We start from the raw sequence: 12,579 nt of genomic DNA, 5'->3' as shown, positions 1-12,579 counted from the left end.
AGATATAAATAAAATCCTCTTGCTTAAACAGGAGGATTTTATCGATGTTTAAGATTTTATTTTGAGTGTAAGAATGGACGCAATTATCATTGAAGGTTTGAAAGTTGAAACTGTAGTCGGCTGTTTCAATTGGGAGCGTCAGATTATTCAGCCTTTGATGCTCGACCTCAATATTCAAACCAGTTTAGCGCAGGCGGCTCAGTCAGATGAGCTTGAAGATACCTTGAATTATGCCGAAATTTGCGAAATATCAGCCAAAGTCATTCAAACTGCTCAACCTAAATTGATCGAACATGCAGCAAAACTGGTGATTGATGCACTTTTTGCTACCTATGACAGCATTGAATCTATTATGATTACCATCCGGAAGCCTGCCATTATCGCGCAAGCCAATTCTGTAGGAATTCGTCTTGAACGCCACCGAAACGATTTTCGCCCTAGCTCTGGCGAGTAATTTCAATCCAAAACCGCATTTTCAACTGGCTTTACGTCAAATTCAGGCTTTGGGTCATGCTGAATTTTCCAAAATTTATGTGATTCCTTGTCGTGATGGCATTGGGGCGGATTATTGGAATGCAGCCTGTTTGGTGAAAAGCAGTTTATCTGTAGATGAAATCAGCACCTTACTGAAAAAAATGGAAGCAGACTCAGGTCGTGTTCGTCCGTCTCATAATATCGCTTTGGATCTGGATTTGATCGCGTGGGGCGAAAGCTTAGCGCACATGCAATTTAATCCGAAAAAACTGCCTTTAGCACTCGATGTTAAAATTCCAATGTTCGATATATGGAAAAATAAGATGTTTGAACATCCAGCACATCAATTTCCTATGGTGAGTTGTCAAAAAGTTTTAGTGGATTGAGTGAATGAAACGCAATGCTTTCAAAACTCATGACGTATATTTCAAATGTCCCTAAATATCCCAAGTAGACAATAACAAAAATATTCAAATCCTGTCATGGTATGCGCTAGCGTATAGGCTGTCTCAGGATTACATTATCTTTTTAGCTTCAAAATAATGATATGAACTGGACGGATCTGATTCAGCACTATGGCTATATTGCGATTTTTATTGGCACATTGTTTGAAGGAGAAACAGTGCTGATGATTGGCGCCTATGCCGTACATCAACACATACTTCATTTTCCAATGTTGATTGCGGTGGCGATGTTGGGCAGTTTTATTGGCGATCAGTTTTATTATCAAATGGGCGCTCGCTATGGGCAAAAACTTATCCAGTCGAATGCAGAATTTGCACAAAAATTCGATCGTGCGAGCCAGTTTATTGAACGTTATCCTATTTTGACCATTTTATTTATGCGCTTTGCTTGGGGTTTTAGAACTATTTTACCTATTGCAGTAGGTGTGCGTGCTTATCCTGTTTGGAAATATGTGCTGATTAATCTGGTTGCCTGTTTTATTTGGGCGATGTTGGTCGCAACGATTGGCTTCCAAATCAGTCATTATTTACATCTATTTTGGGCGAAAATGCTGCCTTATCATCAAGATATTTACATCGTTATTGCCGTTATTTTATGTATCGTATTCTTCCGTGTGCTCTATACGGTGTTGAAGTGGTGGCGTAAGCATCATCAACATTGATAAAGTGAACGTGGCTGATCTGATAAAATCGTCAAAACATAATCAAAAGATTTAAAGGGATATTTAGTGAGCGCAATATGGGCTTAGGTTATGGTGCGGGTGCGGGAGGTTTCCTTATTATTTGCTTTGCGATTTTGGTGCTATTTATCGTCATTGCGATTTGGTTGAGTTGGAATAATTGGTATAAAAAGCAAAAAAATCGACCATATAAAGTAAATGCGGTACTTAAAATTGGTTTATCTGGCGTATTGTTTTTCCCTTTATTTGTTGCAGTAACGCTGGGATTGTTCGTGATTTCAGATCTTAGTTCTGACTATGCAGAGTGGCAGCATCAAAAGAAAATTCATATACAGTTGCAGGAACCCTTAAACTTTGGAGAGGTTGTACTGCCTGAAGGCACGTGGATTAACCGATCATTTGAAACCGACTATACTCTGGAACAGATGACTGATATTCGTCAAGGTCTGACTTCGGCTCGTTTTCCAGAGCTTATTCAAATAGCTGGATTTGATGTTATTGCATTTGAGCTGGATCGTCATTTATTGCTGGAATTGGCACATGATCATACTGTTGTGATTAATAACCAAAAGGAAATTTGTCCGGCAGGATGGCTGCTTGAATTAGGTGGATCAGGTTATCCGTCCACTGAGCAACTTTATAGTTTGAATTTTGATTGGTTTACACCAAGTCGATGGCAGCCTATAAACTGTTTTGATGGCGAAGGAATTATTGTATTAGAGTCAAAACATTACTTATGAAAAAGCCTGCATCATTGCAGGCTTTTTGTTCACTATTTATAGAACTTAGCGACAATCATTAGAAAAGCATTAAATGTAATAACTGGTTTTGGTCATCAGCTTAGAAATACCAGTCATGGCAATACGAACTGGAACAGGAAGGTCTACACCACCTGCATTGAGTGCTGTATCACGGTGATGCAGCTCATCTTCATTCATTTGCACTAAGATTTTACGTGAACGTTCGTCTTGTTCAGGAAGTTGGCGGATGTGATCTTCTAAATGCAGGCTCACTTGACGCTCAGTTTCAGCGACAAAACCTAAGCTGTATTGATCACCGGCAATACCTGCCAATGCGCCCATGCCAAAAGAAAGGCCGTACCAAACAGGGTTGAGCAGACTGGTATGGCTGTCTAATTCTTTTAAGCGGTCTTCACACCAAGCCAAATGATCTTGTTCTTCAATCGCAGCTTGTTCCATTTCACGGCGGACATTTGGTAGTTTCGCTGTGAGGGCTTGGCCATGATAAAGCGCTTGAGCACACACTTCACCACTATGGTTGACCCGCATTAGGCCTGCCACATGGCGTGCTTCGCTGACTGCAAGTTGAGTCTTTTCAGCAACAGACGGATTTTCACGATGTGCAGCCGTTGCTCCGGGAACTAAACTACGTAAGGCCTGATCAAATGAGTGAATAAGTTTGTCGACACCTGTAAATTGACGCATGGATTAATCCTCCAGAGAGACTTGCGTAGTTTGAAGCAAAGGTTTGATATGTAATAGCAGCCAAATACAAAAAATTGCACTGAGCACTGCAGTTATACAAAAAAGTATTTTAATATCAATCTTTAAAACACTCAGAATAATAATTGAAAATATAGCAGAAGATACCATAAATACCGCATTTAAAATGTTGTTTGCGGCAACGACTCGCGCACGATGTGAGCGTGGAGAGTAAGCTTGCATCATTGCATAGAGTGGAACGATGTAAAAACCACCACTAATACCCAATAAAGTCACGGCAATCATGACATGGTAATAGCCCCAACCTTGATGAAATACTTCCGATAAGGTAATAAGTGGGCCAGTTTGAGTCGGGACGAGGGTCAAACTAAATGCTAAATACAGTGCAAATACCGTTAAACCGACAGCACCGATGGGAACCATCTTAATATTGACTTGAGTGCCGCCCAATTTACGACAAAGCAATGAACCTACACCCACACCCACAGAGAAAAAAGTCAATAGCAAGCTAACGACATTTTCAGAGGCATGTAGGTTTTGCTGGGTCATTTGTGGAATTTGGGTGAGGTAGGTTGCACCATAAAACCAATACCACGAGTTCCCCAATAAAATAGTAAAAATCAGCGGCAAACTTTTGGCATATTTCATCGTTTGGTAACTAGTTCGGAAAAAGTTCCAATCGATTTTTAAATCTGGTGTAGTAACATTTTGCTTAAGAATAAAACGACTGGTGATATAACCTAAAATGGCGATGGTCATTACGGTCAGGCTGATCCACATTAAATTGCCTTGTGATGAAGCAATCACAGCACCACCCAAAATCATCCCAAATAAAATCGCCATGGATGTTGCAGATTGGAACAGCGCATTGCCTGACATTAGCTCATTGGGTTTTAAAATTTCAGGCAAAATCGCATATTTGATTGGACCAAAAAATGTCGAATGGGTTCCCATCAAAAATAGAGCCAACAATAACAACCATAAATGACCGGTCAGAAAGCCAATACTGCCGATGACCATGATGATAATTTCTAAAATTTTGATACCACGGACAAGTTGTGAACGTTCAAACTTATCTGCGATCTGTCCCGCTGTCGCTGAAAAAATAAAGTAGGGTAAAATAAACAATAAAGCAGCTAGATTGTTTAGCGTGCTGATGGGTAATGCCTGTTGTTGGATTAATCCATAGGTGATGACCAACAATAAAGCCTGTTTATACACATTGTCATTGAGCGCCCCAAAAAATTGGGTCAAAAACATAGGCAGGAAGCGGCGTGTACCTAGCAGATGTTCGTTGTTATTCATAAGTGTCTTGCTACATTAAGTTTTATTAAGAAATGTGAGTGATTGGTAAAATCTCTAAAAAATCATGTAATATGTTTTTTGAGTTTGGAGATGGCGAAAAACCAATAGATATAAGATCTTTAGCTCTATATCTGGTTGACTAAGTCCATTACATAATGAAATTTGTTAGAGTTTGCTATGCCTGCAAAAATCAAGTTTAAAAAAACATTGCTTCATCACAGTATAGCTCACTGCATACGACAGCATCATAGCAATAAAAGTCTATATATGAGCATCTTTTTGACCTTGTGTGCTCAGCATAGTTTCGCCCAAACTCCCGCAGAAACGGTTGCAACATCTGCAGATACAAAAGCAGAGATTGTTACTGAAATCAAGGATGAGGCTGTAAAGCAAGGGCTATCGACGCCTGAAGCAATTGAAAAAATTGAAAATATAAATGAGCCGGAAGAATCTGTTGATAGCATGAAAATGCTGCAAGAACAGCAGCAAGCAGGAACACAACTACAAGAATTTAAACCCATTGAGTTTGAAGATTTAGAAAACTTACCCGTGACACCTGTTGATCAAAACATGGCGAATGAAATCTTCCAAGTTGCTGAAGAAGCCAAACGTCAAGCACAGGAGTACCGTGCAATAAAGCAAACAGAAATTGCTGTTGCGGATATTACCCAAAAAGAGTTAACGGAAATTAACCAAGCGCCAGTCAATATTGATCAGCTCATGGGTGAAATTCGTTCGGATAATGAAATTACCGCGACACGAAATGAAAATGCCAATACTCTGCAAGAGCTGCATAACCCAACAGTTGAGGATGATGCAGAGCCAGGTATTTTCAAGCGCTTATTATATAAAGTACGTCCGCCACGTCAGATGAATACGGCAAAAGTGCCACGAATTAGTGCGGATGTTGAAATTACCTCAGCACATAACACCAGTCAAACGTCGAGTAAGGCCTACGGTGCGGCACTGGAAGATCTCAAAGCCAATATTAAAGGTAAGCTTTCAGGTTTTACTCAAGAATCCTTTAGTGATTTTCCATCGGCTTTGCCTCAATTACGTAGCTTGTCCAATCAAGCCGCGCAAGCCGTGGGTTTCTATCAATCAGAATTCAAATTTGAAAAAGTCTCTGACAGCAAAGTTCGTGTATTGGTTACACCAAATACGCCTGTGCAAATTGAAAAACAGAATGTTGAATTTTCTGGGGCTGGGGCGAACCAAGCTCAGTTTCAGGTGATTGGTGTATTACCAGATCAGGAAGACGGTGACATTCTTAATCATGGTAAATACGAAACGACGAAACGCCGAATTAATGATGCAGCAACTAATAACGGTTATTTCGACTCGTACTGGCGTTTGCACGATGTAAGAGTGGCTCAACCACAAAATACAGCCGATATCAATTTGCGATTTGAAACGGGTGAGCGTTATAAGCTTGGCGCAGTTGAATTTAGAATGAGCGATTCGAATGCAGAATTTCCATTGGATCGCGATATTTTAGAAAGTTTGGTGACGTGGAAAGACGGTGCTGACTATACTTTCTGGCGTGTGAATGGTTTGGCTAATAACTTGACCAACTCTCGCTATTTTAACTACACCTTGGTTGATTCAATTCGACCAGACCCGATTGAAAAGCCACTTGAATTGCCCCCGGATATTCAAACCTTGGTCGATCAAAATCAGTTGTCAGAAAGTTCACAAGTAGTGAAAGACAAAACGGAAGTGATGTCGAATAAAGAAGTGACGCAAAAAGTGGTTAATGAAGACCAATTTGCGGGGGTGAATGATGTAGAGCAATCCTCTAAATTACGCAGTTTGCAAGATACGCAAGATGCTAAACAAGCAGAACAAGAACGTTTAAAAGCGCAAGCACGTGAAGATAAAAAAGTCCCTGTGATTGTGACACTAAATGCAGATAAGTTGAATAGTGCAGAAATTGGTGCTGGTTTTGGTACCGACACCGGTACACGTGTTCGTGGCCAGTATCGTCGTGCCATTGTAAACAAACGTGGTCATTCTTTTGACGCCAACATGGAAGTATCCAAAATCCGTCAATCGATTGATGGTCGCTATAACATTCCATATAACCATCCATTAAATGACTATGTCAGCTTGGTCGGTGGTTATGAGCGTGAAGAACGTGACGATGTCGGTCAAGGCGTTAATCTTTCCATTGAATCTGCTGTAGCTGGGGTTGACCGGATTATTAAAAACCCACGTGGTAATTGGCAGCATACTTTTGGTTTACGTTACCGTTTAGACCGTGTTACTGATGACGGACTTAATCCTAGTGATGACATTCCAGATGCATTCTTGGTGAATACCAACAATGAACAACAGTCCTTGATGTTTGGCTATGAAATTTCTCGAACCGACTCTGATAAACGTGTGAATCCAAGTAAAGGGATAAAGCAAACCTATAAAGTTGAAGTCGGAAGTGAAAGCTTACTTTCGGATGTTGATATGGCTATCTTGAATGCGGGCTGGCGCTTTATTTATTCATTGGGTGAAAATGATAATCACCAGTTCGTGGGGCGCAGTGATTTAGGTTATATTCTGACAGAGAACTTTGATAAAGTTCCTTATAACTTACGCTACTTTACCGGTGGTGACCAAACCATTCGTGGCTTTGACTATAAGAGTTTAGCTGCCGAAAAAAATGGCTATAAAATTGGTGGTCAAGTCTTGGCAACGGGTTCATTAGAATATAACTACCAATTTAAAGAAGGCTGGCGTGCTGCGGTCTTTAGTGACTTTGGTAATGCGTACGATAAAGACTTCAATACACCGACTGCATATAGCGCAGGTGTGGGGATACGTTGGGCTTCTCCAATTGGCCCAATTCGTTTAGATGTCGCTACCGGACTTTCTGACGACAGCAAACCAATTCGTTTACATTTCTTTATTGGTTCACAATTATAATTTTTAGGTGATGTGTTTTTTATGACTGAACAAGTACAGCAAGAACCAGAAAACGAAACGCCGGTAGAGCAACTGCCGAAGAAGCGTCGTATTCTTCGAAGTGTCATTTTGACCTTCGTGTTCGTGCTTATCTTTTTGGTGGCTGCATTAGCAGTCATGTTTTCTACAGACAAAGGCAGTAAGTTTTTACTTGACCGTGTTCTGGAACGTCAGCAAATCATTCACTATGAATATGAAGGTGGTAACCTGTGGCGGGGCATTATTTTACGAAATGTCCTCGTTACGCTAAAACCTGTCGATGTAAAAATTGACCGTGCCGATATTACACTCGGTTGGCGTGCCATTATTAATAAAGAAATTCACTTAAATAAGGCAGATGTTAAAAATCTGCAAATTATTACCAAGACACCACCTAGCGATAAACCTTTTGCATTTAGTGAAATCCGTTTGCCTTTCGTCCTTCGTGTCGATCATGCAGATCTAGATCATATGCTGATTAAAACGCATAGTTCAGGTGTGGATTTTTATGATATTGAATTAAATGAAGCGCTTTGGTCTGGGACGGAATTAAAATTTGAAGATACCCGTATGGATATGGGCTATTTATCCGTGCGCCAAGCGTCTGGGAATATGAAATTTGAAGGCAAGTATCCGCTAAATGCTGTGGGGATTGTCAATTTACCTTCACTACGTGAAAGTTTGAATATTCATGATATTCAAGTGGTGGCTAAAGGATCGTTGGATACAATTCAAGCCGGTGTGGCAACACATACCCCAGATCTTTTAACTGGTTGGGCTGTGGTCCATCCGATGCGTCCACATGTCCCGATGTTTGGTGCGCTCAAATTTAAAAACTATCATTTACCGTTACTGACTGAGCAAAAGCTCTTTGCTAAAAATGGTCTGGCAAAATTCAATGGGGATATTCAGCGTCTCAATTTAGATTTAGACACGGACCTGAGCGGGGCCAATATTCCTGAAGGTAAATATACTGCGCTCATGAGTACGGACTTGGTCAATCAACTTGATATTACTAACCTAAATGGTCAAGTGATGGGCGGCGCTGTCAATTTGGGCGGCGTGGTGAGTTGGAAAGATCAGGTCACTTGGGATGTAAGCGGTCGTTTAGATAAAATTAATCCAAAACATAAGTTGATTCCGCAGGTGGTTCAAGATTTTCTACCTGTGAGTTTAAATAGTAAGATTGCTTCTAAAGGGACCCTTGAAAAAGGTATGCACCTGACGGCGTTGGTGGATTTTGATCAATATGAAACTTGGAATTTAAAACTCGATCAAGCGCCTGCTAAAAATAATAAAGCTCAGCCGATGCTGATGGATGTGTCTTGGAAAAATATAGACCGTGCAGTGCCATATGTTGGATGGTTGAGTAGTGATTCGGGCAATGTGCAATTGGCGCTTACAGAAGGTCAGCAGAATATTAATGTGGCGACCACAGTGTCACGACATGAAAAAGGTGCTCTGCCTGCTGGACAATATCAAGCCAAACTGAATCTGAAAAATAACAATCTCAATGTCCCTGCCTTTAGTTATGTGGCCGACAAAGGTCAGCTCAAAGGTAACGCAGTTGTAGAATTGCCTGATGAAAAACGCATGCTGAAGTGGCAAGCCAATGTACAAGCACAGCAGTTCAATCCGCAAACCATCGTGGCTGCTGCGCCTGTCGACCAAATTACAGGGTCATTAAAAGCCAATGGTTATGCAAAACCAAATCAACAGATTATTCAGCTGAATAATATTGATTTGTTAGGCCGACTTGCACAGCAAAATGAAACAGTTCATTTAACAGGTCAATCTACTGCTGCGCTGACTTTCCATGATGAGAAACAAGGTGGAGGCTTTAAAGCTTTTGCTGTGAATTATGATGGTGGCCTCAATGCAAGCCAAGTTGCCGCAAGTAAAGGCAGTTTGATTTTCAAAGTATCGGGTACACCTGAATTAATTAAAATAGCCGAGCTGCGTCATGATGGCGTGGCAGGTAAAATTTCTGCCAATGGACAAGTTTTACTACAAAAAGCCATTGGTTGGGATATTAATGCATCACTGGTGCATTTTAAGCCGCATTATTTTGCCTCAAATGTACGGGGTGAATTATCTGGAAATTTAAAAACCAGTGGTGTGTGGTCAGATGCGCTAAAACGTATTCAAATTGAACGTCTGAATTTGGCAGGTATGATCAATAACAAACCTGTCCGTGGTCAAGGTAACTTGGCGATGGTGATTAATTCAAATCAATCTGGCTTTATGCCAAAACAGTTTGAAGCAAATAATTTACTGTTGGCTTATGCCAATAACCAAATTCAAGCCACTGGTAATGCACAAAATTTACAATTGAAAATTAATGCACCAGCGTTATATGAAATTTATGCAGGCCTACGTGGACGTGCTTATGGCTACTTAAATGTTCAAGCACAGCCAAGACTGCAAGCGTCTGCCAATATCGCAATAGATGACTTCGCTTTTAATAATTTATTCAGTGTAAAAAAAATACGGGTGCAAGGCGAGTTGCCAACTTCTGCGACTTCACCAAGTTTATTAACGGCAACGATGGATAATTTACGCAGTAACAACCGTGAGATTGTGAAAGGTCAAATTTCACTAGCAGGAACACGTAATGCGCATTTATTAAAAGTCAGTGCTGAAAATAAATTATCAAAATTTTATGTGCAGTTAGCTGGTGGTTTTAACGCACAAAATAATTGGCTTGGTCAGATTCAAAAAGGCGATTTTGACTCCTTGCGTACACGTCTTGTGCAGCGTCAAAATGCATCGATTATTTACAACACTGCACAGTCTGACTTATTTGTCGGTGCACATTGTTGGATGAGTCAGCAAAGCGAATTATGTTTTGATCAGCCGATTCGTGTGAATAAAAACCGCGGCAATGTATCCTTTGTGACAAAGAACCTAGACTTAAATGATTTTGCAGCATTTATGCCTGAAGGCCTGGCGATTACGGGTAAAGTGAATGGTTATGCAAAAGCGTCTTGGGCGAAAGGTGCAAAACCTAAAATTGATGCACGTTTAGTGACTCGTGACGGTTTACTTGGTTTAGCAGCTGAAGATCCACAGTATTTAGCATCCACTTTAAAATATGATGAAGTTGGCTTGATGGCGAAAAGTGTCGCTGAAGGGCTACAAATTCGACTCGATACCAAAGCCCCAGATATTGGTACAGGTTATGCCAATATTATTATTGATCCGTATAAAGCCAATAAACCGATCCGTGGTGAAGTGGCCTTTAACCAAGTTCAATTGAAAATCTTAAAACCATTTATACAAGATGTCCGTTCAATTGGCGGTACGTTGTCTTATGCGGCAAAAATTAGCGGAACATTGTCTCAGCCTTTAATGGATGGTGAGATTCGAGTGAAAAATGGCTCGATTAGCATGATTTCATTGCCTGTGAACTTGACCAATATTCAGTTGTATTCTGCTGTGCGTCAAAACTACGCGACGATTGATGGTGCATTTAACAGTGGTCGTGGTGTGGGCAAATTAACCGGAAATATTGACTGGAAAAATGATCCACGTATCCAGTTGAATTTAACGGGTAATGAAATGTTGGTCCGTCAAGCGCCATTGATCACCGCTGTTGTAACGCCTGATTTATCATTAGATGTGCTGCCTTTCAGTAAGAAATTAACCTTAAAAGGTAAAATTGATGTGCCGCGTGCATTGATTTCGATGCCGGAATCTTCTGCAACAGTGGTTGGGGTATCTTCAGATGTACGTGTGGTACATGAAGGTGATAACCAACTTGAGATCTTAAAATCGGCACGTCCTTGGGATATTCGCGCTGACGTACAGGTAAATATTGGTAATCAAGTGATTTTCCAAGGTTTTGATAGCCGAATTCCGTTGATTGGTCGTTTGAATTTGACACAACGTGGTTTAGAAACAGCAATGCGTGCCAATGGTGCAATCGGTGTTTCTCAGCGTGTGAAAATCGAAGCTTATGGTCAAAGTCTTGACTTGAACCGTGCGATTGCCCGTTTTAATGGGCCATTGGCGAACCCTACTTTAGATATTGATGCCAATAAAGCCGTACAAGGCAGTACCGTTGGTGTTCGTGTGACGGGTACAGCATCAAGTCCTGCAATTCAGGTGTATAACGATGCAGGTCTGTCTGAACAAGAAGCCTTAAATGCCTTAATTACAGGTCGTATCAATGAAGGAAGTTCAGGTTTAAGTCAGGCGGAAGGTTTCCGTTCTGATGTGAACAATACGATTGCTGCAGCCGGTATTAGTATGGGCTTGGGTGGTACACGTGCATTGACCAATCAAATTGGTCGTACATTTGGTTTGAGTGGTTTGGCATTGGATGCTCAAGGAACAGGGGATGATACTCAGGTTTCTGTGACGGGTTATATCACACCTGACTTATTCATTCGTTATGGCGTCGGAGTATTTACACCAGTGAATAAACTGACCTTACGTTATCAAATGAATCAACGTTTGTACTTGGAAGCGAGTCAGTCTTTAGAACGAGCAATCGACTTGTTCTATAATTGGCGTTTCTAAGGTGTTGAATTATAAGTGATAATCTAAGGTTTTAATAAAAATTCTTGTTTATGGCTGATCTAATAATTTTTAGACTAGACAAAAATAGGTCTATAAAGCGGTTTTGTGTAACACAACCCTTTAAGAAAGATCCTACAATCATACATATTTGAAGTGCTTAAAGCGGGTGTAGAGCTATTAAAAAATAAAAGAGGTGTGTTTCCACAAACAGTAGCTCAAACAATTGGCCTCAAAAAAGTATTAAATTTGTTGAGAGAAGGATCAGGAAATTTGGACAATTGACATAAGTATATTTGTCTCCCTAAATGATGTTGTAAACATCAATATATCAGTATTTTATGGCACATGGACCAAGAAGAAATCATTCAAATGATTTTAAAGCTAAGTGAGCATTTGCTGCGATTAAAGCGGAAAAACACTTGTTGAATTAAGTGCTGAATTTGATTTTATCAAAACCAAATTATCGACTGGGAAAATCAATTGATCGCAGCTTCATTGCAAGCTTTCGATCAATTAAAAGCTCTTATAGAACTGCAAATTGATCTAAAAAAAACTACATGCAAAAATCGGCGAGCAGGCATGAAAAAGTGATTTTTCAGAAGGTGTGTTGAAGAAAATGGGGCGCTTCAACCACAAAAGTTAATTTGCAGCTCACTTCAAATTTCAGTTTTAGTTGTCCAACAAGTGAAATCACCTCCAAGTACATCATCATAAGATGAAAGCCACTTTGAG

General features: G+C 40.4%; 8 protein-coding genes and 1 pseudogene. 7 read left to right on the top strand and 2 right to left on the bottom strand.

Annotation, left to right across the window (positions count from 1 at the left end; all coding sequences use genetic code 11):
• The first annotated feature begins 73 nt into the window (after positions 1-73).
• The 4 genes from folB (at position 74) to FTU36_RS02340 (ending at position 2,358) form a co-directional block, all read left to right on the top strand.
• On the top strand, positions 74-454 hold the full coding sequence (folB, locus tag FTU36_RS02355; RefSeq protein WP_111884985.1) for a dihydroneopterin aldolase: 381 nt from the start codon (positions 74-76) through the stop codon (positions 452-454).
• Entirely contained in the window at positions 411-860 is a 450-nt protein-coding gene (locus FTU36_RS02350) for a 2-amino-4-hydroxy-6-hydroxymethyldihydropteridine diphosphokinase (RefSeq protein ID WP_180116730.1), read from the top strand. Before folB ends, FTU36_RS02350 begins: the two co-directional genes overlap by 44 nt.
• 161 nt (positions 861-1,021) lie before the next feature.
• Entirely contained in the window at positions 1,022-1,600 is a 579-nt protein-coding gene (locus FTU36_RS02345; protein WP_257220684.1) for a DedA family protein, read from the top strand.
• A 77-nt stretch (positions 1,601-1,677) separates the two neighbouring features.
• Positions 1,678-2,358, top strand: a complete 681-nt coding sequence (locus FTU36_RS02340) for a hypothetical protein (RefSeq protein ID WP_180116729.1) — start codon at positions 1,678-1,680, stop codon at positions 2,356-2,358.
• A gap of 69 nt (positions 2,359-2,427) precedes the next feature.
• Here FTU36_RS02340 and coq7 read toward each other — a convergent pair whose 3' ends face one another.
• Together coq7 and FTU36_RS02330 are read right to left on the bottom strand one after the other, a co-directional pair.
• Complete coding sequence (coq7, locus tag FTU36_RS02335; protein WP_168377720.1) at positions 2,428-3,063, bottom strand: 2-polyprenyl-3-methyl-6-methoxy-1,4-benzoquinone monooxygenase; 636 nt, start codon at positions 3,061-3,063, stop codon at positions 2,428-2,430.
• Between the two features lie 3 nt (positions 3,064-3,066).
• Positions 3,067-4,386 (bottom strand): MFS transporter, encoded by a 1,320-nt coding sequence (locus FTU36_RS02330; protein WP_180116728.1) that lies wholly within the window; start codon positions 4,384-4,386, stop codon positions 3,067-3,069.
• Between the two features lie 177 nt (positions 4,387-4,563).
• Here FTU36_RS02330 and FTU36_RS02325 point away from each other — a divergent pair, with 177 nt between their 5' ends.
• The 3 genes and pseudogenes from FTU36_RS02325 to FTU36_RS16675 form a co-directional block, all read left to right on the top strand.
• The gene (locus tag FTU36_RS02325) at positions 4,564-7,305 is read left to right on the top strand and encodes an autotransporter assembly complex family protein (protein WP_180074104.1); all 2,742 of its coding nucleotides are present in this window, start codon (positions 4,564-4,566) and stop codon (positions 7,303-7,305) included.
• Between the two features lie 21 nt (positions 7,306-7,326).
• A complete protein-coding gene (locus FTU36_RS02320) occupies positions 7,327-11,847 on the top strand; it encodes a translocation/assembly module TamB domain-containing protein (RefSeq protein ID WP_180116727.1) in 4,521 nt (1,506 codons plus the stop codon).
• A gap of 338 nt (positions 11,848-12,185) precedes the next feature.
• Positions 12,186-12,516 (top strand): annotated as a pseudogene (locus FTU36_RS16675) (IS3 family transposase); the annotation flags it as partial.
• Between the last annotated feature and the right edge of the window lie 63 nt (positions 12,517-12,579).

It is taken from the genome of Acinetobacter sp. YH12096 (assembly GCF_013419215.1).
GTDB lineage: Bacteria > Pseudomonadota > Gammaproteobacteria > Pseudomonadales > Moraxellaceae > Acinetobacter > Acinetobacter amyesii.
This window is presented reverse-complemented; position numbering and strand designations above follow the sequence as displayed.

Bases quoted from the DNA above. Each gene is read 5' to 3' on its own strand.
- folB (WP_111884985.1), top strand. From the start codon at position 74: ATGGACGCAATTATCATTGAAGGTTTGAAAGTTGAAACTGTAGTCGGC.
- FTU36_RS02345 (WP_257220684.1), top strand. From the start codon at position 1,022: ATGAACTGGACGGATCTGATTCAGCACTATGGCTATATTGCGATTTTT.
- FTU36_RS02340 (WP_180116729.1), top strand. From the start codon at position 1,678: ATGGGCTTAGGTTATGGTGCGGGTGCGGGAGGTTTCCTTATTATTTGC.
- coq7 (WP_168377720.1), bottom strand. From the start codon at position 3,063: ATGCGTCAATTTACAGGTGTCGACAAACTTATTCACTCATTTGATCAG.
- FTU36_RS02330 (WP_180116728.1), bottom strand. From the start codon at position 4,386: ATGAATAACAACGAACATCTGCTAGGTACACGCCGCTTCCTGCCTATG.
- FTU36_RS02325 (WP_180074104.1), top strand. From the start codon at position 4,564: ATGCCTGCAAAAATCAAGTTTAAAAAAACATTGCTTCATCACAGTATA.
- FTU36_RS02320 (WP_180116727.1), top strand. From the start codon at position 7,327: ATGACTGAACAAGTACAGCAAGAACCAGAAAACGAAACGCCGGTAGAG.